This window comes from Photobacterium sp. GB-50 (genome assembly GCF_003026755.1).
In the GTDB taxonomy this organism is placed as follows: domain Bacteria; phylum Pseudomonadota; class Gammaproteobacteria; order Enterobacterales; family Vibrionaceae; genus Photobacterium.
This window is the reverse complement of the sequence record NZ_PYNX01000001.1, coordinates 570,515-594,055: the sequence shown is the minus strand read 5'-3', so window position 1 is coordinate 594,055 and position 23,541 is coordinate 570,515. Positions and strand designations below refer to the sequence as shown.

Below are 23,541 nucleotides of genomic sequence, written 5' to 3'. Positions count from 1 at the left end.
CGTTAGGTGATATGGCTTTTTTTTTATTGTATTTCGCTACAATCACCCGACCTAAATTCAGCCGTAGTAGCTGAAAGGCAAAACAATGAGACTTACTAAAGTAAGTCCACTTTGCAGACGTAACCAATATGGGGGCACGGAGTTGCCATGAACGAAAAAACATTAAATCAAGCACCGAAGCCATCAAGTGCTATGGATAAGTTTTTAAATGGTATTGAGCGAGCAGGTAATAAGATCCCAGATCCTGCTTTATTATTCTTTTGGGGATTAATCGCAGTTTGGGTACTTTCCGCGATTATGTCTCAGTTTGACTTTGGTTTAGTTCACCCTGTTACACAACAAGTTGTACAAGTAAACAATCTTTTAACAGGTGATGCGTTGGCGAGTTTCCTTGCCAATATGGTGAAGAATTTCACTGGCTTTGCCCCATTGGGTATTGTACTGGTGGCAATGTTAGGTGTTGGTGTTGCTGAAGCTTCTGGCTTTATCAATACTGGCCTAAAGAAGATGCTGAATGTGACCCCTGCTAAACTATTAACGCCAATGTTAATTTTAGTTGCGATTGTTTCACATACTGCAGCTGATGCGGGTTATGTTCTGGTTATTCCACTAGGTGGTATTATTTTCCATGCGGCAGGTCGTCACCCATTAGCGGGTATTGCGGCTGCATTCGCTGGCGTATCAGGTGGTTTCTCAGCAAACTTTATTCCGTCTGGTATTGACCCATTACTTGCAGGCTTTACCCAAGAAGCTGCACGTATTATGGATCCTAGCTACATTGTGAACCCACTAGCGAACTTAATGTTCACTGGTTTATCATCTATCGTGATCATTGGTATCGGTTGGTACATTACAGATAAAGTGATTGAGCCTCGTTTAAGTAAAACAGCTATCGATGAAGATGCGGAAGAAGCACCTGATATGGGCTCTTTCACTGAACTTGAAAGCAAAGCATTTTCTTACGCGGGTTGGGCAATGGTTGCTGGTATCGTACTATTAGTTGCAGCGGTATGGCCAGAATCATCACCACTGCGTTCCCCAACGGGTGAAATAGCAGCGTTTAATGCACCGGTAATGCAATCAATCGTACCGCTAATCTTTATCCTGTTTGTGATCCCTGGGATCATTTACGGTCGCGTTGCTGGTACCTTTAAGCAAAGCAGCGATGTAATTAAAGCGATGTCTACTACAATGGCTGGTATGGCAGGCTTTATGGTCATGGTCTTTTTCATCGCTCAGTTCCTAGTAGCCTTTACCCAATCTAACCTGGGAACGCTATTAGCACTATCTGGCGCGCAGTTACTGCAAGAAATGAATTTGCCAGGTCAGATAACGATTGTGGGTATGATTTTATTAACGGCGAGTGTTAACTTGTTAGTGGGTTCTGCATCGGCAAAATGGGCACTGATTGGTCCTATCATGGTTCCAATGCTAATGGCGGTAGGAATTTCTCCAGAATTAACGCAAGCGGCATACCGTGTTGGTGACTCTGTATCTAACATCATTTCACCAATGATGGTGTTCTTCCCACTGGTTGTTGTTTACATGCAACGTTATGTGAAGAGTTCTGGTATCGGTACATTAGCGTCAATGATGATGCCATACTCAATTGCAATGTTAGTTGGTTGGACAATTTTCTTACTTGCTTACTGGGCGTTAGGCATTCCTCTAGGTGTACAAGCGCCATACACATACAGCTTATAATTTAAGTGACTAAACATTTAAATTTGAGCAGATAAAAGAAAAGCCTCGCTAAGAATAGTGAGGCTTTTTTCTATTTAGCATCTGAAGATATTATGTGAATACTTCAGTATGACACGCATACTCATTACTTGTTGAAGTGCTCTACGTGGAAACGTAAGTGATCTTCAATAAATGTTGCCATAAAGTAGTAGCTATGGTCGTAACCATCTTGCATGCGAATTTCTACCGGGTAGTTATTTGCTTTTGCAGCGGCAGCTAGACTTTCGGTACGAAGTTGACCTTCAATGTAGAAGTTGTCATGAGTACCTTGATCAACCAGCATTGGCAGTTTTTTCTCAGCTTTACGAATTAACTCGCTTGAATCGTATTGCTTCCACGTTTCAGTGTTGCTACCTAAGTAACCAGTGAAGGCTTTTTGACCCCAAGGACAATTCATTGGATTAGCAATTGGGCTAAATGCAGATACTGAAGAAAAACGCTCAGGATTACGCATCGCAATCATCAATGCGCCATGTCCACCCATTGAGTGGCCACTGATTGCACGCTGATCTGATACAGGGAAGTGCGCTTCAACTAATGCTGGTAGCTCATTAACAATGTAATCGTACATGTTGTAATGACGATTCCAAGGTGCTTCTGTTGCGTTCACGTAGAACCCAGCACCTAAACCAAAATCATAGCTACCTGCAGGATCATCTTCTACACCTTCACCGCGTGGGCTAGTATCGGGTGCAACAATGGCAACACCTAATTCTGCTGCGATACGTTGAGCGCCCGCTTTTTGCATGAAGTTTTCATCAGTACACGTTAAGCCTGATAACCAGTAAAGTACTGGTACTTTTTGTCCTGCAGCCGTTTGTGGTGGTAGGAAAATAGCAAAACGCATATCGCAATTAAGTACTTCTGAGCGGTGTGTATATTGTTTATGCCAACCGCCAGCAGTTTTATTACAGCTAATGTTTTCTAAAGGCATGGGATGCTCTCTCAGTCAGATTAGGCGCAGAGATAGGGTACAGAAGATGATCTCTGCGCATTAATTATTATGTAATTATATTCTTATTTATCGAAGTGGATAATAGTACGGATACTTTTACCTTCGTGTAGTAGGTCGAATGCTTCGTTGATTTTGTCTAAGCCCATATTAAATGAGATAAAGTCATCAAGTTGGAATTCACCTGCCATGTAACGATCAACGATACCTGGAAGCTCTGAACGGCCTTTAACACCACCGAATGCAGAACCACGCCATACACGACCTGTTACTAGTTGGAATGGACGAGTAGAGATCTCTTGACCTGCGCCAGCCACACCGATAATTACTGATTCGCCCCAACCTTTATGACAACACTCAAGTGCAGAACGCATTACGTTTACGTTACCAATACACTCGAAAGAGTAATCAACACCGCCGTCAGTCATTTCAACGATCACTTCTTGAATCGGCTTGTCGAACTTCATTGGGTTGATGCAGTCAGTTGCACCTAACTTACGTGCTAATTCGAATTTTTCTTCGTTGATATCAACAGCGATGATGCGGCTTGCTTTCGCCATAGTTGCACCAATAATCGCTGCTAGACCGATACCACCAAGACCGAATACAGCAACAGTGCTACCTTCTTCAACTTTCGCTGTATTAAGTACCGCACCCATACCTGTTGTTACACCACAGCCTAGTAGACAAACTTCTTCTAGTGGTGCTTCTTTGTTGATTTTCGCTAGTGAAATCTCAGGAAGAACAGTGTACTCAGAGAATGTTGAACAACCCATGTAATGGAAGATAGGTTGACCATCTTTGTAGAAACGTGTTGTACCGTCTGGCATTAAGCCTTTACCTTGAGTTTCACGTACTGCCTGACAAAGGTTTGTTTTGCCAGATAGACAGTACTTACACTTACCACATTCTGCTGTGTAAAGTGGAATAACGTGGTCGCCTACTTGAAGATCGGTAACGCCTTCACCAATCATTTCAACAATACCGCCGCCTTCGTGACCAAGAATTGCAGGGAAGATACCTTCTGGATCATCACCTGATAGTGTGAATGCGTCAGTATGACATACGCCAGTTGCAACGATGCGAACGAGAACTTCACCTGCACGAGGAAGCATTACATCAACTTCTTCAACAGAAAGTGGTTGGTTTGGACCCCATGCAATCGCAGCTTTTGATTTGATAAATTTATCAGTCATTATAATTCTCTTCTATTTGTTCTACGTTGTTATTGATATTCGTAGAGAGTAATTAAGTTTAATCGAAATTTCTCTGTCTCGATTCGATGAAGACTATTGTATTTATTTCTGAATAAATGATAATTAGGTTAAAGTGCAAATAACTTTTACCTAACAGTAATAATGACTGTTATTGGTATCAAAATATAGGTAAGTAAGATGTTCCTATGGGAAGGCGTAACAGAATTTGTAGCTGTAGCTGAAACTGAAAGTTTTACAGCGGCATCTAAACGATTAAGTATTTCAACTGCGCAAGTGAGCCGACAAGTCAGTGCCTTAGAGAATCGACTTAATACGAAATTATTCTATCGTACTACGCGTAAGGTGTCATTGACCGAAGAAGGCAATGTGTATTACCAGCACTGTCGTCAAGTGATGGACGGTTTGGAAGAAGCTGAACGCGCATTAAGTAACTTACGTGGAACACCTCAAGGCTTAATTAAATTAACGGCTCCTGTCACCTACGGTGAAAAATATATCATGCCGTTAGTGAATGATTTCATGCTGCAATACCCAGAACTTGAAGTGGTTATTGATATGACCAATAGACAGGTTGATTTAGTTGAAGGTAGCTTTGACTTAGCGATTCGTCTTGGTCGTTTGACAAGCTCTTCAATGATGGCAAAACGTTTAACTTCTCGTACGATGTATGTTTGTGCGTCTCCTGATTATCTTGCAAGATTTGGTGTACCACATTCACTTTCTGAATTACGTCACCATAACTGCTTGATCGGAAACTATGATCATTGGCGTTTTCAAGAATCAGGCAAAGAGAAAAGTGTTAGAGTCTCTGGGAATTTAAACTGCAATAGTGGTTACGGTTTACGTGATGCGGTATTAAAAGGGATCGGTATAGCGCAGTTACCTGATTACTATATTGATAAAGATTTAGATTCGGGTGCCATTGTTCCTATTTTGACTAACTACCAAGAGCCAGATGAAGGGATTTGGGCGCTGTATCCACATAACCGTCACCTATCACCTAAAATAAGAATGCTGGTGGACTTTTTGGCCGAGAAATTACCGCGAATTAGCCATTACGACGTATAAGCTAAAATGTATTTTTGACTGAATATGTAAATGATGACGATACAAGTAGAACCAAACGACGAACACTTTATGCGCCGTGCGATAGAGCTCGCAGCCAAAGCAGAAGAAGAAGGTGAAGTACCTGTTGGGGCCGTTGTTGTTTATAACGGTCAAGTGGTGGGTGAGGGCTGGAACCGATCTATTGGTCAACATGATGCCACAGCGCATGCAGAAATAATGGCGTTGCGACAAGCGGGTAAAGTGCTAGAAAATTACCGTTTAATTGATACTACATTGTATGTCACTTTAGAGCCTTGCCCAATGTGTGCAGGAGCTATGGTGCATTGTCGTGTGGGAAAGGTCGTTTACGGTGCTGATGATCTAAAAACAGGGGCGGCTGGAAGTACCATGAATTTACTTAGCTATGATGGCGTCAATCATCATGTAGAGCAAACATCAGGCGTATTAGTCGAGGAATGTCGTGCTCAGCTACAAGCTTTTTTTAAACGTCGACGAGCAGAGAAAAAAGCGGCAAAGCTATTAGCTAAACAACAGATGGCGAATGATCAGTCGCTTTAACCTATCGCCTAACAACGGAAAAGAAAAAGCTCAGGGATAACCTGAGCTTTTTTGTTTTTAAATTTTATATTGTGGGCGATTTATTTTGAGGTCGAGACCGAAATCGCAGCTGAGGTTGCTGTCGCCTGAGAAGGGCTAGTTAGGGTGTTTCTTGCCGCTGATGAAGTTTGTATTAGTTTATTCGGTAATGTGATGGTCTGTAATCCATTAATAATCGTGACATCATCACCATCATAATTGTCGCTATGCGTCTGCTCAAAACCAATAATACTTTGGTAATAACGGCGGATCCCTTCAACATAGTTAACCGCTTCTGTACCGCGCGCATACCCATAGCGAGTTTGCGTGTAATACTTTCGCTGTTGTAATAGTGGCAAACGTTGCTTTACATCAGCCCATGTATTGGGATTACCATGTTGTGCTTTCGTTAGACGACGAGCATCCATCATATGACCGAATCCAATATTGTATGAGGCAAGAGCAAACCAAACTTTCTCGTGCTCATCAATACTGTCAGGCACACGGGCAACCATTTTTCTCAAATACTCGGTACCTCCACGAATACTTTGCTCTGGATTGAGGCGATCAGTAACACCAACAGATTTCGCAGTTGGATTGGTCAGCATCATCATGCCACGAACGCCTGTTGGAGAAACCGCTTGTGGATCCCAATGCGACTCTTGATAAGCAAGAGCGGCAATTAAACGCCAATCAAACTCGTTAGCATACTTCTTAAATAGCCCTTGCCACTTAGGCAATTTATTATCGAGTGCGCGTAAAAATGCACGAGTGTCAACGTAATCAAATTGTTCGACATGGCCGAAGTATTTCTCTTCTAGCTGTGCTAATTCACCGCTTTGTTTTATATGACCAAAAAATTCAATTAAGAGGGCATATAAGCTGTCATTGTTACTGTCTTTGACAAACCAGCTAATAGGTTCATCTTCAGTTAGTTCAAGTGCGATTGCTAATTCAGGATGAGTTCGTTGTAGTAGGGCAACATCAACAGAGTCGGCAACGGTATAATCTAACTCGCCATTAGCGACTTTACGTAATAGGTCATCGATATCGGTTTCTTTGATCGATTGCCATGTTAGGTTGGGATATTTTTTCTTGAGCTCTTCTAATTTACGTTCATGACTAGAGCTAGCTACAACAGCTAACGAACGGTCAGTATTGGCTAATTCTTCAATATCGCGAGGGCGGCGTTTCCCTTTCTTATAAACAACCACTTGGCTGGCATAATAATAAGCAGGAGCAGGGTGAAAACCTTGCAAACGTTGAGGCGTTACCGTTAATCCTGCTGCAACAATATCAATATCGTCATTTTTTAAAGCAGGGAATAAGCCTGAGAGGGTAAACATGGTTTGCATTTCCAGCTTTACGCCTAGCTCTTTAGCAAAACGTTGAGCTAATTCATAATCTAGGCCTGTTGGTCCATCAGCCCCTATATAATAAGACAGCTGATTATTTAACGTACCTACACGTAATACACCGCTTTCACGAATGCGCTCTAAAGGATCAAGCGGTTTTTCTTGCCATTGGCAACCACTTAATAATAAAGCAAGCATTAATGATATGAGTACACGGTATATATTGGTAAGAGATTGAAGGTATATCAACAAAGCTAACCTAACTTAAAAATGAGCTGTCATTTATATCAAAGTGAACGGTAGTGGAAAAGCTGAACCCTGTCGTTGGATGTGTTAATTCACGGATTGAAACAAAAAAATAGTCTCCTTTTGTTTTATCGGTTAGTTTTTGCTCAAAAAATCGGGCTAATGTCAAAATTACTGATAAATTCAGGATGTTTGAAAAAAAAACACGCAAACGGTTGCGTCAGGTGTTACGTCACAAAAAAAAATCGCTTATACTGCGCGGGTGCGAAATCGATTATTCATCTATTTAGTCAATAATCAGGGATAAATCAGAGGTGACATTGACGTAATTACCCCATTTTTTTGGGAGTTAGGCCAATATTACTTTTCTTTAACCGCTAATCGAGAGACGTTTGCACATGGAAATTTTGCGTGGTTCACCCGCACTGTCTGAGTTTCGCGTTAATAAGCTACTTGAGCGTTGCCGCGAATTCGATCTGCCTGTGTCAGGTATTTATGCTGAGTTTATGCACTTTGCTGATGTATCTGCTGCCCTTACTGCTGATGAGCATAGCAAACTAGCGAGTCTTTTAACTTACGGTCCAACGATTGCAGAGCACGAGCCTTGTGGCACCTTGCTACTTGTTACCCCTCGTCCGGGGACAATTTCTCCTTGGTCATCAAAATCGACCGATATTGCCCGTAATTGTGGCTTAAAATCAATTAAGCGTCTTGAACGTGGTACCGCATATTACATTGAATCAACTTGCGAGCTATCAGCATCACAATTAGCGCAAGTCAAAGCGTTAATCCACGATCGCATGATGGAAGTGATTGTTGGCGATTTTGAAGCCGCGGCTGCTTTATTCAAACAAGCAGAGCCAGCACCGGTGAAAAGCGTTGATATCCTTGCTGGTGGTCGCCAGGCATTAGAGCAAGCTAACTTGACCTTAGGACTTGCCTTAGCTGAAGATGAAATTGACTACTTAGTTGAGAACTTCACCAAACTAGGTCGAAATCCAAATGACATTGAGTTGATGATGTTTGCTCAGGCGAACTCAGAGCACTGTCGACATAAAATCTTTAATGCAGATTGGACAATTGATGGTGTTGATCAAGACAAGTCATTGTTCAAGATGATCAAAAATACCTATGAGCAAAACCATGAGCACGTATTGTCGGCGTATAAAGACAATGCTGCAGTAATGGAAGGCTCAAAAGTAGGGCGTTTCTTCCCCGATCCAGAATCTCGTCAATATAACTACCACCATGAAGATACTCATATCTTAATGAAGGTAGAAACGCATAACCACCCAACCGCTATTTCCCCATGGCCGGGCGCATCAACAGGTTCGGGCGGTGAAATTCGTGATGAAGGTGCAACGGGTATTGGCGGTAAACCTAAAGCAGGTTTAGTGGGCTTTACTGTCTCTAACCTTAAAGTTCCGGGGTTTGAACAACCTTGGGAAACTGATTTTGGTAAACCAGACCGCATTGTTACAGCGCTTGATATTATGCTTGAAGGCCCACTTGGCGGCGCGGCATTTAATAATGAATTTGGACGTCCAAACCTATTGGGTTACTTCCGTACTTACGAAGAAAAAGTGACGTCGCATGCCGGTGAAGAAGTACGTGGTTACCATAAGCCAATTATGATCGCGGGTGGTATGGGTAATATCCGTGCTGATCACGTACAGAAAAAAGAAATTCCAGTTGGCGCGAAGTTAATTGTTCTTGGCGGCCCTGCAATGAATATCGGTCTTGGCGGTGGTGCTGCTTCATCAATGGCATCCGGTCAATCGGCAGAAGATCTGGATTTTGCTTCTGTACAACGTGAAAACCCAGAAATGGAACGTCGCTGTCAGGAAGTGATTGATCGCTGTTGGCAGCTGGGTGACGCTAACCCAATTGCCTTTATTCACGATGTGGGCGCGGGTGGTATTTCAAACGCTTTACCTGAGTTGGTTGATGATGGCGAGCGTGGTGGTAAATTCCAACTTCGTGATGTTCCTAACGATGAACCAGGTATGAGCCCGCTAGAGATTTGGTGTAACGAATCTCAAGAGCGTTATGTTATGGCCGTTGCACCAGAACATATGGCGGTTTTCGATGCGATTTGTCAGCGTGAACGTGCGCCGTATGCCGTTGTGGGTGAAGCGACAGAAGAGCGTCATTTAACCTTAGAAGATAGCCATTTCGACGATACGCCAATTGATATGCCAATGGATATTCTATTGGGCAAAGCGCCGAAAATGCACCGTGATGTAAAATCACAAAAAGTAGAAGGCCAAGCGATTGACCGCAGTGGTATTGACTTAGTTGAAGCGACGCAGCGTATTCTCCGTCTGCCAGCTGTGGCTGAAAAAACCTTCCTTATTACAATTGGCGATCGCACAGTTACCGGCTTGGTTGCACGCGATCAAATGGTAGGTCCATGGCAAGTACCTGTTGCTAACTGTGCAGTTACTGCTGCTAGTTACGATACCTACCATGGTGAAGCGATGTCTATGGGTGAGCGTACACCTGTTGCATTACTCGATTTTGGCGCATCTGCACGCTTAGCTGTCGGTGAAGCGGTTACTAATATTGCGTGTAGCGATATTGGTGATATGAAGCGTATCAATCTTTCGGCTAACTGGATGTCACCAGCAGGTCACCCTGGCGAAGATGCTGGCTTATATGAAGCCGTGAAAGCGGTCGGTGAGGAGTTATGTCCAGCACTTGGTTTGACGATTCCTGTTGGTAAAGACTCAATGTCAATGAAAACCAAGTGGCAACAAGACGGTGAAGAGAAAGAAGTGACGTCTCCATTGTCGCTGATTATCACTGCATTTGGTCGTGTTGAAGATGTGCGTAAAACCGTGACACCTCAGCTGCGTACAGATAAAGGTGATACAAGCCTGTTATTAGTCGATTTAGGTTGTGGTAAAAACCGCCTAGGTGCAACAGCACTGGCGCAGGTTTACAAGCAATTGGGTGATAAGCCAGCTGATGTAGATAGTCCTGAATTACTGAAAGGCTTCTTCTATGCAATGCAATCGTTAGTACGTGATGAAAAACTACTCGCTTACCACGACCGTGGTGATGGTGGCTTATACGTCACGCTAGCGGAAATGGCATTTGCAGGCCACACGGGTATTGAAGTTGATATTAATACTGGCGGTGAAGATGCAGTTGATGATGTATTAGCCTCGCTATTTAACGAAGAGTTAGGTGCCGTTATTCAAGTACGTACTGATGATCTTGATTTTGTTCAGTCGGTACTTGCAGCAAACGGTCTTGAAGCATGCAGCCATATTTTAGGTACTGTGGTTGAAGAAGATGTTGTTCGTATTTGGAATGGCAATGACTTAGTGCTAGAGCAAAACCGTACCGAACTTCGTGCCGTATGGGCTGAAACTACTTACCAAATGCAAGCGATGCGTGATAACCCAGCTGGCGCATTGCAAGAATTTGAAGCCAAGAAAGATACCCAAGATCCGGGTTTAAATGTGAAGCTGACGTTTGATATTAATGATGATGTAGCGGCTCCATTTATTGCCCCTGCGATTAATCTTGGCGCTAAACCGCAAATGGCGATTTTACGTGAGCAAGGGGTTAACTCTCACGTTGAAATGGCGGCAGCCTTTGATCGTGCAGGCTTTGATGCGAAAGATGTTCATATGAGTGACATTTTAGCGGGTAACGTGAAACTTGATGGTTTCAACGGCTTAGTTGCTTGTGGTGGTTTCTCTTACGGTGATGTATTAGGTGCGGGTGAAGGTTGGGCGAAGTCAGTATTGTTTAACAATATTGCGCGTGATCAATTTGAAGCTTTCTTTAACCGTAATGATACGTTGGCATTAGGTGTTTGTAACGGTTGTCAGATGATGTCTAACCTTCGTGACTTAATTCCAGGTGCTGATTTATGGCCGCGTTTTGTACGCAATGAATCTGAGCGTTTTGAAGCTCGTTTTAGCTTGGTTGAAGTACAACAAAGCCCATCATTATTCTTTAACGAAATGGCAGGCTCTCACATGCCAATTGCGGTATCTCATGGTGAAGGTCGTGTTGAAGTGCGTAATGCTGATCATCTTGCTGCATTAGAGCAAGCCGATATTGTTGCACTACGATATATTGATAACTACGGTAAGCTAACAGAACAGTACCCTGCGAACCCTAATGGTTCACCAAACGGTATTACCAGTGTGACGACAACAGATGGCCGTGTAACCATCATGATGCCGCACCCTGAGCGTGTGTTTAGAACCGTTGCAAACTCATGGCACCCAGATGACTGGAGTGAAAATAGCCCATGGATGCGTATGTTTAGAAATGCGCGTGTTAATTTAGGTTAATAAAGAACAGCGTTGAAGAATCAAAAAACCGCCAGAAATGGCGGTTTTTTATTCTTCTTGTATAAAAATCACTTTTTCAACCCTTTAATTGATAATAATCACATTAAAAATTGAAAATAGACGGTTATAATTGGGGAATAAGATGTAATGGAATTTTTATTGCGATAAAGGATTATATATGGGAGAAGGTATTCCCAGAGTTTTACGTTTATGTATTGCATCCCAAATACTGGCAGTGCTGGTTGCGCTGAGCATTTTTCGTCAATTCGACCGATTTGACCAATTTTTTACTACCTCTCAAATAGTTATAGTGCCAAATATTATCGTTTTACTGGTCTTATTTTCTGGCGTGTTGGCAATTATTGGTTTACTAAAAGGTCAAAAATGGGGATTTCTTCCTCTGTATTTCTACATACCTGCTGCAACGATGTTTCTTAATATCAGTATTATTCCGATACTCCCCGAACTTGTCCCTAGTATTTATCGCAATCAGGTGATCTTAGGGCTAAATAGTGTAGTTTTAGTGTATTCAGTTTTTTTATTATTGCGTAGGATGGATCGAAACTTACTGCATGAAGTTTAAATAAATTTAAATTTGTCTGTAGGATCTGCGATAATGAGAGCAATTAAATCAATTGCTTGTAAGTAAAAATATTACTTCTGCTCAGTAAAGGATGATGAGAATGAAAAAAATTGAAGCGATAATTAAGCCATTTAAGCTTGATGATGTTCGTGAGGCATTAGCGGAAGTAGGTATTACTGGCATGACGGTGTCTGAAGTGAAAGGATTTGGACGTCAGAAAGGCCATACCGAATTATACCGTGGCGCAGAATACATGGTCGATTTTTTACCTAAAGTGAAAATTGAAATTGTTGTCACTGATGAAGTAGCAGAGCAATGCATTGATACGATTGTTGAAACGGCACAAACAGGTAAGATTGGTGATGGTAAAATCTTCATGTTTGATATTGAACGTGTAGTGCGTATTCGTACCGGAGAAGAAGACGAAGACGCGATTTAAGTTGTATAAGAATACAAAAAAGGGGCATTACATTGACTGTAATGCTCCTTTTTTATTGCTAATTCACATCAGGGACCACAGGGTTATATCGGCCTGGTTTGTAGTTCATTGCAAGGACAATATTTAGGGTAATTGCACCAAGAATTGAAAGCAATAAAGTGGTTGGGGTAACAAAGAAAAAGGATGCAACCAAGATACAGATATCTATCGACATTTGGATTTTTCCTGCTGAAATACCAAATTTATCTTGAAGGAATAAAACCAGAACATTAAATCCACCAAGACTGGTGTGATGACGGAATAATATCAGCATACCAAGCCCCATCAATAAGCCACCAATCACTGCGCAGTAAATTGGATTAAGCCAACTGATAGCTAATACATGGTGAAGGTTATCCACCATAATAGAGACCAATGCACCAGATAAGACGCTGCTAATAGCAAAAGATTTGCCCATTCTAAACCATGCCATTAAATAAAACGGACAGTTCATTAAAAAATACAGCTTACCAAAAGAGATATCGACAAAATGGGTGAGTAGTAACGCGAGTCCTGTCGTGCCTCCCGTTAATAACTGGCTTTGCTGTAGAAAAAATATGCCCTGAGCAACAATAAATGTCCCCGTTAAAATAGCGATCATATTTTCATGAACAGGATGTTTAATACGACTCAATGGAACAACTCCTTGTAAATAATAAAGCCATAGTAAGAGGGAATAAGAATTTATAAAAGTTTACGTGTGAAAAGCACTTTTTAGCGTTGTAATTTATTTTTTACACTGTTGTAAATAATTTTATTGTTAAAATACTTGCCATCTATATTTGATTTAAAATCGAGCCATGAATCGTATATCAAGATGAAAATTATTCATGCTCTATTGAAAATAAACCGAGTTAATCATTAAGAAAAAGAACAATTAGGACTACCTGATTTAGATCAATTTATGTAAGATAGACGATAATTAACAAGCAAGACGAAAACGTTTGCGTCCACGTGGCGCCTAGCATTGCGATTTTTCAGTTTTTGCTCAAAATGGTATTTAACTTAGCTGAGTTAGGAGATACAGATGCTAAAGCGCGATATGAATATTGCTGATTATGATGCGGAACTATTTGCAGCCATTCAGGAAGAAACAGCTCGTCAGGAAGAACACATCGAGTTGATTGCTTCTGAAAACTACACAAGCCCACGTGTAATGGAAGCGCAAGGCTCTCAGCTAACAAACAAATATGCTGAAGGTTACCCAGGCAAGCGCTATTACGGTGGTTGTGAGTTTGTTGATAAAGCCGAGCAACTGGCTATCGACCGTGCTTGTCAGCTATTTGGTGCAGAATACGCGAACGTTCAGCCTCACTCAGGCTCACAAGCGAACAATGCTGTTTACATGGCACTTCTGAATGCTGGCGATACCGTACTAGGTATGAGTCTTGCTCACGGCGGCCACTTAACTCACGGTTCACCTGTAAACTTCTCTGGTAAGCTTTACAACGTGATCCCATACGGTATCGATGAAAGCGGTCAAATTGATTACGCTGAAGTTGAAGCGTTAGCGCTTGAGCATAAACCAAAGATGATCATCGGTGGTTTTTCAGCTTACTCTCAAATTGTTGATTGGAAACGCATGCGTGAAATCGCAGACAAAGTTGGCGCGTACTTCTTTGTGGATATGGCGCACGTAGCGGGTCTGATTGCAGCGGGTGTTTATCCTAACCCAGTTCCACATGCACATGTTGTTACAACAACAACGCACAAAACACTAGCAGGTCCTCGTGGTGGTCTTATCCTTTCTAATGAAGGTGAAGATCTTTATAAGAAGCTGAACTCTGCAGTATTCCCTGGTGGTCAAGGTGGCCCTCTAATGCATGTTATTGCGGCAAAAGCAGTCGCATTTAAAGAAGCAATGGAGCCAGAATTTAAAGACTACCAAGCACGTGTTGTTGAAAACGCAAAAGTAATGGTAGGTGAATTCCTAGAGCGCGGTTACAAGATTGTTTCTGGTAGCACTGAAAACCACTTATTCCTTGTTGATTTGATCGATAAAGGTATCACTGGTAAAGAAGCCGATGCAGCACTAGGTGCCGCTAACATCACAGTTAACAAAAACAGTGTACCAAATGACCCACGTAGCCCATTTGTAACATCAGGGATCCGTGTTGGCACACCGTCTATTACTCGTCGTGGCTTTACTGCTGATGATGCGCGTCAACTTGCAGGTTGGATGTGTGATGTTTTAGACAATGTTGATAACGAAGAAGTTATTGCAGAAACAAAAGCAAAAGTTTTAGATATTTGTAAGCGTCTACCTGTTTACGCTTAATCTACTTAGATGCATTAAGTAACATAACTGTCGAGTTATGATGATAAAGGCTTACCACTAGGTAAGCCTTTTTTATATTTTGCGCTTTTTCGGAGTGAACAATAAACCGACTATTCGTGGCTTTTTAATCAAAATGAGTAGAAAAACAGGGTGAATATTCTCATTAACGGTTTTAAATGAGTTACACTGAAGCGATTAAATGTAGGAGGCTAAATGCATTGTCCTTTTTGCGGTGCGAATGACACCAAAGTAATCGATTCACGATTGGTTGCGGATGGCCACCAAGTGCGCCGACGCCGCCAATGTTTAGCTTGTAATGAACGTTATACGACCTTTGAAACGGCCGAATTGGTAATGCCTCGTGTGGTGAAAACCAATGGCAATCGTGATCCGTTTAATGAAGAAAAACTTCGAGGTGGTATTCAACGCGCATTAGAAAAACGCCCTGTGAGTACGGATGACATCGAGCGTGCGATTAATAATATTAAAACTCGTTTACGCGCAACTGGAGAGCGAGAAGTGCCTTCAGAGATGATCGGCAACTTAGTGATGGAAGCATTAAAAGAGCTCGATAAAGTCGCCTATATTCGCTTTGCATCGGTTTACCGTAGTTTTGAAGATATTCGTGAGTTTGGTGAAGAAATAGCCAAACTAGAACGTTAAGCTGAGTGTAATGTTTACTAACCTTGATACACGATTAATGCTACGCGCTATTCAGTTAGCTAAACGTGGTTGTTTTACAACAGCGCCAAACCCGAAGGTGGGTTGTGTTATTGCTAATGGCGATGAAATCCTTGGTGAAGGTTTTCATTTTCGCGCGGGAGAATCCCATGCGGAGGTGTTTGCATTAAAACAAGCAGGTGCGCGCGCGAAAGGTGCAACAGCCTATGTCACTTTAGAGCCCTGCTCTCATTACGGACGCACACCACCTTGCGCTGAAGCATTAATTAAATCAGGCGTAAGTAGAGTTATTTGTGCCATGGTTGATCCTAACCCGTTAGTGGCTGGATGTGGCGTTGAAATGTTGCAAAAAGCGGGGGTAGATGTGCAAGTAGGGCTTCTTAAAGAAGAGGCTCAAGCCATTAATAAAGCGTTCATTAAACAAATGACAACCAAGATGCCGTATGTTGAATTAAAACTGGCATCAAGTCTTGACGGTAAAACAGCGTTAGCGAACGGTGAAAGTAAATGGATCACTGGGCCTTATGCTCGTGCTGATGTTCAACGTCATCGTGCGCAAGCTGGTGCAATATTATCAACCAGTGCCACTGTTATCGCTGATGATCCATCACTGAATGTGCGTTGGAGTGAGTTGGGTACACAGATTCAAGATGAATATCTACAAGCAGATGTTCGTCAACCTATTCGCGTTATTATTGACAGCCAAAACCGATTAACCCCGGCATATCAGTTATTTCACCTTCCGGGAGAAACGATTTTGGCACGCGCAGAAATAGGTAATGAAGATTGGCCTGACTCCGTGTCTCAGTGGATAATTCCTACCCGAGAAAATAGCCAACAACTCGATCTCACATTACTCATGCGTAAGTTAGCAGAAAATGGCATAAACCATATTTGGGTTGAAGCTGGCGCTGGGCTTGCGGGTGGATTACTTGAAGCACAATTAGTTGATTGTTTGATTTTATATCAGGCCCCAAAATTAATGGGGGCTGATAGTCGTAGTTTAATGAATTTATCGCCATTAACCGCGATGGATCAAGTTATCGATCTGAATATTACAGATCTACGTATGGTTGATTGTGATGTAAAAATTACAGCCACCGTTAAACGCTGTTAATCAATAGAATAAAGAAGCAAGGACTCTCCATGTTCACCGGTATCATTGAAGCAATTGGAACCATTACCGCTTTAACACCTAAAGGCGCTGATATTTCTGTCACTGTCGACTCAGGCAATCTTGATCTGTCCGATGTTAAATTGGGTGACAGTATTGCGACAAATGGGGTGTGCTTAACTGTGGTTAAATTGACAGGTAAAGGCTATGTTGCTGATCTGTCATTAGAAACCTTAAAACGTACTGCCTTTGCTCATTATCAAGCAGGTCAGGTCGTCAACTTAGAAAAAGCGATGTTACCGACGACGCGTTTTGGCGGTCATATGGTATCTGGTCATGTTGATGCTGTTGCTGAGATTATTGAACGTCACCATACGGGACGCGCTATTGAGTTTTGGGTAAAAGTACCCGCGCATTTAGCGAAATATATCTCAGAAAAAGGCTCGGTTGCGGTTGATGGGATTAGCTTAACGGTGAATGAAATTAATGGTGATGAATTTAAGTTAACCATTGTTCCGCATACAGCATTAGAAACAACAATGGACGCATTCAAACCAGGCCGAATGATAAATCTTGAAGTAGATGTGATTGCCCGCTATTTAGAGCGTTTAATGTTGGGTGATAAAGCTGCAGATAAAAAACCGCAAGTCACAATGGATTTATTAGCGAGAACGGGTTTTCTTGGCTAAATATGATGATTAGCTAGTCAGCTAAGGTACATAAGAATTAAGGGTAGTGTTATGGCTTTAAGCAGCGCAAAAGAAATTATTGATGATATTCGTCAGGGCAAAATGGTTATTCTGATGGATGATGAAGATCGTGAAAATGAAGGCGATCTGATTATTGCATCTGAAAAAATTACACCTGAAGCTATTAATTTTATGGCGACCTATGGTCGTGGTCTAATTTGTCTGACACTGAGCAAAGCCCGTTGTCAAAAATTAAACTTGCCTTTAATGGTTCAAGAAAATACCGAACAGTTTGGTACACCTTTCACTGTTTCTATTGAAGCAGCAGAAGGGGTAACTACAGGTATTTCAGCTGCAGATCGTTCTCGCACAGTACAAGCAGCTGTTGCTGCCAATGCAACGGCAGCTGATATTGTTATGCCGGGCCATATCTTCCCATTAATGGCACAAGAAGGTGGCGTATTAACCCGCGCAGGTCACACTGAAGCGGGTTGTGATGTTGCGCGTTTAGCTGGCCTTGAGCCATCAAGTGTGATTGTTGAGATCTTAAATGAAGATGGCACGATGGCACGTCGCCCGCAGCTTGAAGTGTTTGCGGAAAAACATGGCCTTAAATTAGGTACAATTGCTGATCTGATTGAATACCGTAATAATCATGAAACCACGATTGAGCGTGTAGCTGAGTGTCGATTACCAACAGAGTTCGGTGAGTTTGAGATGATCACTTACCGTGACAAGATTGATAACGAAGTGCACTATGCACTGCGTAAAGGCGATATCAAAGCGGGTGAAGAAACGCTTGTACGTGTTCACTTGCAAGATACGTTTAAAGATATTCTGCAATCAGGTGCAACGCAATGGACGTTACCTGCAGCAATGAAGCGCATTAGCGAAGAAAATGGTGTATTGGTTATTTTAAGTAAACAAGAACCAACTGATGCCATTATTCATAAAGTGAAAAATATTGCGGCGGAAGAAGCAGGTCAACCTAAGGTGAAAGTGACACAGAAAGATCCGTCTCGCCAAGTTGGTGTTGGCTCACAAATTCTTTCTGATTTAGGCGTAAGTAAAATGCGTTTATTGTCATCAAGTACGCAACGTTATCATTCACTATCAGGTTTTGGCTTAGAAGTCGTTGAGTATATTTGTGATTAAATTCACCAAATGTTAGACGCTAGTGATAAAATAACTGATATCTGCGGTAGCTAAAGACAATTATTATTTTTAACTACCGCTTTCAATACTGTTTATTGGTCGAATCAAGGACAGATAAGCAATAAATATTAACAAATCTGTTGAAACCGACGGTTGTCCATAGCAGAGATATTGCAAAGTGTGATAGACTCCCGCGGTTTCTCAAACCGGAAAGACATAGTCACAGGAAGGCCCATGAAGGTAATTGAAGGCGCCATCGCGGCACCAAACGCAAAAGTTGCTATCGTAATTGCACGCTTCAACAGCTTTATTAACGAAAGCTTACTTTCAGGTGCATTAGATGCGCTGAAACGTCAAGGACAGGTTAGCGAAGACAACATTACTGTTGTTCGTTGTCCAGGTGCTTACGAGCTACCACTTGTTGCTCAACAGGTTGCTAAAAGCGACCGTTATGATGCAATCGTTGCTCTAGGCTCAGTTATTCGTGGCGGTACACCGCACTTCGATTATGTTGCCGGTGAGTGTAATAAAGGTCTAGCACAAGTTGCACTTGAGTATAATACTCCAGTTGCTTTTGGTGTTTTGACTGTAGATTCTATTGAACAAGCCATTGAGCGTGCCGGTACCAAGGCTGGTAATAAAGGGGCAGAGGCTGCACTAAGCGCGCTCGAAATGGTTAATGTCCTGTCCCAAATCGAATCCTAATAATGGGGGTTACTGTGAAACCAGCCGCACGTCGTAATGCACGTCAGTTTGCTGTACAAGCTATTTACTCTTGGCAACTTACGAAAGGTAATGTTGCTGATATTGAGCAACATTTTCTTTCTGGCGATAAGTTTGAAGAAGAAGAACATCAAGCTGATGCGCCAGTTCTTGCTGCACCACATACTGATGTTAGCTACTTCCGTGATCTGTTCACAGGCGTAGTACTAAGCCACCAAGAACTTGATAGCAAGATGCGTCCATACTTATCTCGTCCGCTACAGGATCTTGATCAGATGGAACTTGCGCTACTTCGTCTTGCAATGTACGAAATGGTTAAGCGTGAAGACGTACCATTTAAAGTTGTTATTAACGAAGCAATCGAATTAGCTAAGCTATTCGGTGCGGAAGATAGCCACAAGTTCGTTAATGGTGTACTTGATAAAGCTGCACCAACACTTCGTAAAGAAAAGTAATTTTCGAAGTAACGAAACTAGATAAAAGAAGTCAGCTTAGCTGGCTTTTTTTTTATCTATTGTGTTGATATGAAGCAATCGTAAAGATAAGGGCATTATAATGGTGGCTGATAATGGATGAGTTGAACGATTATGGCACAAGGTGAATTTGATTTAATTGGGCGGTACTTTGAACACCAGAATGTTAAGCGAGAAGATGTTGATCTTGCGATTGGTGATGATTGCGCATTAGTTCGTGTTCCAGAAGGGTGTCAATTAGCGATCAGTACCGATTCGTTAGTTGCCGGCACGCATTTTCTGCAAGATGCTGATCCTAAATTAGTCGCACATAAAGCATTAGCCTCAAATTTAAGTGATCTAGCCGCCATGGGCGCAACGCCTGCTTGGGTTTCTTTGGCGTTAACACTACCGACGTTTGATGAGCATTGGCTAAATCAGTTTTGTGAGGGGTTCTTCCAATTAGCTGAGCAGTATAATGTTCAACTTATTGGTGGGGATACCACCAAAGGTCCTCTCAGTATTACTCTAACGGTTCAAGGGTTTGTTCCTAACGGGCAAGCATTGACACGTAGTGGTGCTAAGGTAGGTGATTCAATATATGTGACCGGTCAATTGGGTGATAGCGCAGCAGGTTTAGCGTTATTATTAACGGACAAACCATATCATGATCTTGCTCTGTCTTATGCCTTAAAAGAACGTCATTTTATGATGACACCGCAGGTAGAAGCAGGAATTGCATTGCGTGGTATTGCATCTGCTGCGTTAGATATTTCCGATGGTTTAATTGCAGATTTAGATCATATAGTTAAACGATCAGGTGTCGGAGCGGAAATTTATATCGAGCAGCTTCCTTTATCTTCTGAGCTAATCGCCTATTGTTCGACACCAGAGCAAGCGCAGCAATTGGCATTAAGCAGCGGTGAAGAATACCAATTGTGTTTTACTGTACCGAAGCATCAATGTCTTGAAGTTGAATCTTTAATGATGGCAAAAGGTATTCAAGTGTCTCGTATTGGTCAGTTAACTCAATCTAGTGGTATTGTTTTATTACAACAAGGTGAGCCTATTGATTGGCAAGTGTCAGGGTGGGATCATTTTATGAGTTCAAATAAGTAAGGTATCAGCGTGTCTACAAATCCTAAAGATTTATTGAAAATGAGTAACCCTTGGCATTTATTAGCAACAGGGTTTGGTAGTGGTTTAGCGAAGTACGTGCCTGGCACGATGGGTACATTAGCTGCTGTTCCACTCTATTTACTGTTAGCACAGTTACCTTTTAGCTGGTACTTAGTTGTCGTGTTTATTGCTGCGTTGATTGGTATAAAAATTTGTACCATCACCTCTAACGATATGCAGGTACATGATCATGGCAGTATTGTGTGGGATGAATTTGTTGGTTTTTGGATCACAATGGCAATCGCCCCAGAAGCCACATGGCAGTGGGTATTAACGGGCTTTATTTTATTCCGTTTCTTCGACATGGTAAAACCATGGCCAATTAGCTGGCTAGACAAACATGTTAAAGGTGGCTTTGGCATTATGGTTGACGATATTCTTGCCGGTTTCATGGCAATGATTGCGTTATGGGTGGTTGGCTACTGGCTTGGTTTTTAGTTAAACCTAACGATCACATTATAAAATTGATTTAGAAGCTGCATTCGTGCAGCTTTTTTTGTTTTTATCTCCTCAATTTTTACAAAATATAATGTGTCGCATTCCTAATAAAATCATTTATTTTTCATCATAAATCTGACGGTTTAACTAGTCTCAAATTATGTAGATAGAGAGAAGGGATTGCTCTATGAGTACCTATCTGAAAATAATCAGTGTTGGTTTATTAACCGTTGCTTCGATGGCTGATGGACAAGTTTATCCATCAACGGAAACGGCTTGGGTGTTAACGGGAAACTGGCAACAGCCAACCGCAATATCGGAATTAAATACGATTAAAGAAGTTAGGCGCTGGGAAGCGGATCATGCTGATGTTGTATTTGGTAGCTTACAAGATGTCGATTTAAATCAAAAGACCATTGCGATGGGTTATATCTACGTACACAAACTTGATTGTCGCCCAGATGAACAGCAAGGGTGGCTTCACCGCCATGCTTACCTGAATGGGCACGATCCTGAAAAGGGCTACATGCATTATAAAAATGATACTCAACTTACCGTTCCTGATCAAAGCCAAGGGTTAGATTACCTATTAAATGGCGAATCGATGTTAAGTATTCTTATTCGAAATAATGACTTCTTGACTGCGCGTTTTCCTTTAACCGTTAATGATAATGAACAAATTATTTTTCATGCTGCTTACCCGTTTGAAAATATCGTCATTGATAGTAATCAGCATCCTGAATTACGGATCACGAGAGTAAATGATGATGGTGATATTGGTGGTTTAGAAAAAGCAGATGTACATTGGATTCAACGAGAAGGTAAATGGTTTGGTCATATTAACCAGCGCTGGTTACCGACAAACGCTAGGTTCCAAGGACGTGAGCTGAATACTGGAAATAAGGCATTAAAGGCGGGGTATCGTAGTTGGGTAGTCGTTTTAAACTGGAAGAGCAAGGCGGAAGTGAAAGGCGTTAATATTGAGCCTTGGTTATCCGTTGTGAATACATCTGGTCAGCAATCCACAGCGACGATGTTGTTTCCTGGTTGGGATCCTAAAAACGATCCTAATGGTGATGGTTATGTTGATGATGATGAGTTTTTAGTAAGAGCTAATCAAGCGGCAAGTGCGAGATTTAAACATCAAGCTAGAGTGATCCCTACTGGAAAAATGTGGGCGGGCAGTTGCTGGTATCGGACTAATTTTAATGATGACTCTTTTAATCAAAATCATGCTAATTGGTATAAATATGATTGGAAACGTCAAGGTTTAACCGGTGCTTACAATGATGATATGGCCAAATTGTTCAGTACTAACCAATTTAATGTTCAATTTGGCGGACAAATATTAGAAGCGCCGATTCGAGCTGGCACCTCAAAAGCGGCGGGATATTATGCAGCGAAAATGTCTGATTTTCTTGATTTAGTTAAATCGACTACGGACAGTCAGTGGCTATCTGCTAATATTTCTGAGCTTAATTTGTGGGAATACCCTGATTGGCCAAAGCAATTAAGGGGGGTGGTGGATGTTTGGTTACGAGAGCATTATTTAAGCCCTGCAATTGGCTTAGAGCGATTACAATCCTATTGGGACAGCTATGCGTTAGCAGCACTCGGCGATAAAAGCTTAATAATGACCACAACTCGCGGTGGCAAAAGTCAACAAACACCATTAATTCAGCAAGCATGGGAAGACGATATCTATACCGGATTAGCCCTGTACTATCTGTTTAATATTCCCAATAAAACCTACTACCACAGCTGGAATCAAACCTTTATTTATGGCAGTAATAACACCCATGCCGATCCGAAACAGCTAAATAAAACCATTTGGTATCGCACTGGAGAGCCTAAGAATTGGGCGTATCAGCCCCAAAAGTTATTATCGGTTGATATTGGTAAACCAACGACCATACCTAACGGCTTTGAAGCGGTTAAATGGCTATCTAAAACAGGAAAAGTAGCAACGGATGAGACAAAGTTTGGGGATATTGCATTAGAGCCTGCGAATTGGTTTTGGTTATATCGAACAGGGTGGTTTGACGATGTTCCTAAAGATGGGGTTATCGCGCGGCAATATACGCAAGGGTTAGTGCTATATCGCGGTTCTAAATACCGTAATCACGCTGAATTTTATCAAGTTGATTCGATACGTGTACCATTATCTGGCCTGTATCAAAAAGTAAATTACGATGGTTCACTCGGTGAGCCGACACAGTATGTTGAAGTCAATGGCTATGAGGGTGTGATTTTAAAGAAAGTTGAGAAGGGCTGAGATGACCAATAGACGTAAGGCTA

The 23,541-nt window shown here is 41.9% G+C and carries 20 protein-coding genes; 16 read left to right on the top strand and 4 right to left on the bottom strand.

Translation table 11 applies throughout. The features are described 5' to 3' along the window. Window positions 1-147: 147 nt before the first annotated feature. Window positions 148-1,704 carry an AbgT family transporter gene (locus C9J41_RS02670; RefSeq protein WP_107205404.1) on the top strand — a complete coding sequence of 519 codons (1,557 nt, stop codon included), beginning with the start codon at window positions 148-150 and terminating at the stop codon, window positions 1,702-1,704. A gap of 124 nt (window positions 1,705-1,828) precedes the next feature. On the opposite strand, the gene fghA is transcribed toward C9J41_RS02670, so the two are convergent. Beyond that, on the bottom strand, window positions 1,829-2,677 hold the full coding sequence (gene fghA, locus C9J41_RS02665) for an S-formylglutathione hydrolase (protein WP_045129331.1): 849 nt from the start codon (window positions 2,675-2,677) through the stop codon (window positions 1,829-1,831). Window positions 2,678-2,760: 83 nt separating this feature from the next. After that, entirely contained in the window at window positions 2,761-3,891 is a 1,131-nt protein-coding gene (locus C9J41_RS02660; protein WP_005370059.1) for an S-(hydroxymethyl)glutathione dehydrogenase/class III alcohol dehydrogenase, read from the bottom strand. A gap of 198 nt (window positions 3,892-4,089) precedes the next feature. Here C9J41_RS02660 and C9J41_RS02655 point away from each other — a divergent pair, with 198 nt between their 5' ends. Both C9J41_RS02655 and tadA read left to right on the top strand, forming a co-directional pair. Beyond that, complete coding sequence (locus C9J41_RS02655) at window positions 4,090-4,980, top strand: LysR substrate-binding domain-containing protein (protein WP_107205406.1); 891 nt, start codon at window positions 4,090-4,092, stop codon at window positions 4,978-4,980. A 30-nt stretch (window positions 4,981-5,010) separates the two neighbouring features. Then, on the top strand, window positions 5,011-5,538 hold the full coding sequence (gene tadA, locus C9J41_RS02650) for a tRNA adenosine(34) deaminase TadA (protein ID WP_107205407.1): 528 nt from the start codon (window positions 5,011-5,013) through the stop codon (window positions 5,536-5,538). Between the two features lie 80 nt (window positions 5,539-5,618). Here the strand turns inward: tadA and mltF are convergent, their stop codons facing one another. Then, entirely contained in the window at window positions 5,619-7,109 is a 1,491-nt protein-coding gene (gene mltF / locus C9J41_RS02645) for a membrane-bound lytic murein transglycosylase MltF (RefSeq protein WP_107245682.1), read from the bottom strand. A 446-nt stretch (window positions 7,110-7,555) separates the two neighbouring features. On the opposite strand from mltF, the gene purL reads away from it, so the two are divergent. From purL to glnB, 3 genes are all read left to right on the top strand, one after another. Then, entirely contained in the window at window positions 7,556-11,473 is a 3,918-nt protein-coding gene (gene purL, locus C9J41_RS02640; RefSeq protein ID WP_107294172.1) for a phosphoribosylformylglycinamidine synthase, read from the top strand. A gap of 178 nt (window positions 11,474-11,651) precedes the next feature. Continuing rightward, window positions 11,652-12,056, top strand: a complete 405-nt coding sequence (locus C9J41_RS02635; RefSeq protein WP_107205410.1) for a hypothetical protein — start codon at window positions 11,652-11,654, stop codon at window positions 12,054-12,056. 100 nt (window positions 12,057-12,156) lie between these two features. Next, window positions 12,157-12,495 (top strand): nitrogen regulatory protein P-II, encoded by a 339-nt coding sequence (gene glnB / locus C9J41_RS02630; protein WP_006646656.1) that lies wholly within the window; start codon window positions 12,157-12,159, stop codon window positions 12,493-12,495. 58 nt (window positions 12,496-12,553) lie between these two features. On the opposite strand, the gene C9J41_RS02625 is transcribed toward glnB, so the two are convergent. After that, window positions 12,554-13,168: a YitT family protein gene (locus C9J41_RS02625; protein ID WP_107205411.1), complete on the bottom strand. Its 615-nt coding sequence runs from the start codon at window positions 13,166-13,168 to the stop codon at window positions 12,554-12,556. Between the two features lie 393 nt (window positions 13,169-13,561). Between C9J41_RS02625 and glyA the strand changes: the two genes are divergently transcribed. From glyA to C9J41_RS02575, 10 genes are all read left to right on the top strand, one after another. Next, window positions 13,562-14,812, top strand: a complete 1,251-nt coding sequence (gene glyA / locus C9J41_RS02620; RefSeq protein ID WP_107205412.1) for a serine hydroxymethyltransferase — start codon at window positions 13,562-13,564, stop codon at window positions 14,810-14,812. Between the two features lie 213 nt (window positions 14,813-15,025). Next, window positions 15,026-15,475, top strand: a complete 450-nt coding sequence (gene nrdR, locus C9J41_RS02615; RefSeq protein ID WP_107205413.1) for a transcriptional regulator NrdR — start codon at window positions 15,026-15,028, stop codon at window positions 15,473-15,475. 10 nt (window positions 15,476-15,485) lie between these two features. Next, entirely contained in the window at window positions 15,486-16,610 is a 1,125-nt protein-coding gene (ribD, locus tag C9J41_RS02610; protein ID WP_107294171.1) for a bifunctional diaminohydroxyphosphoribosylaminopyrimidine deaminase/5-amino-6-(5-phosphoribosylamino)uracil reductase RibD, read from the top strand. A 29-nt stretch (window positions 16,611-16,639) separates the two neighbouring features. Next, complete coding sequence (locus C9J41_RS02605) at window positions 16,640-17,296, top strand: riboflavin synthase (protein ID WP_105060781.1); 657 nt, start codon at window positions 16,640-16,642, stop codon at window positions 17,294-17,296. A gap of 51 nt (window positions 17,297-17,347) precedes the next feature. Further along, entirely contained in the window at window positions 17,348-18,451 is a 1,104-nt protein-coding gene (ribBA, locus tag C9J41_RS02600) for a bifunctional 3,4-dihydroxy-2-butanone-4-phosphate synthase/GTP cyclohydrolase II (protein WP_107205415.1), read from the top strand. 234 nt (window positions 18,452-18,685) lie between these two features. Next, entirely contained in the window at window positions 18,686-19,156 is a 471-nt protein-coding gene (gene ribE / locus C9J41_RS02595) for a 6,7-dimethyl-8-ribityllumazine synthase (RefSeq protein ID WP_005370076.1), read from the top strand. Between the two features lie 2 nt (window positions 19,157-19,158). Next, entirely contained in the window at window positions 19,159-19,629 is a 471-nt protein-coding gene (gene nusB, locus C9J41_RS02590) for a transcription antitermination factor NusB (RefSeq protein WP_005370080.1), read from the top strand. A 132-nt stretch (window positions 19,630-19,761) separates the two neighbouring features. Next, window positions 19,762-20,745: a thiamine-phosphate kinase gene (gene thiL / locus C9J41_RS02585; protein ID WP_107205416.1), complete on the top strand. Its 984-nt coding sequence runs from the start codon at window positions 19,762-19,764 to the stop codon at window positions 20,743-20,745. Between the two features lie 9 nt (window positions 20,746-20,754). Continuing rightward, window positions 20,755-21,243, top strand: a complete 489-nt coding sequence (gene pgpA, locus C9J41_RS02580; RefSeq protein WP_107205417.1) for a phosphatidylglycerophosphatase A — start codon at window positions 20,755-20,757, stop codon at window positions 21,241-21,243. Between the two features lie 187 nt (window positions 21,244-21,430). Beyond that, window positions 21,431-23,518 (top strand): hypothetical protein, encoded by a 2,088-nt coding sequence (locus C9J41_RS02575; protein ID WP_107287232.1) that lies wholly within the window; start codon window positions 21,431-21,433, stop codon window positions 23,516-23,518. Window positions 23,519-23,541: the final 23 nt, after the last annotated feature.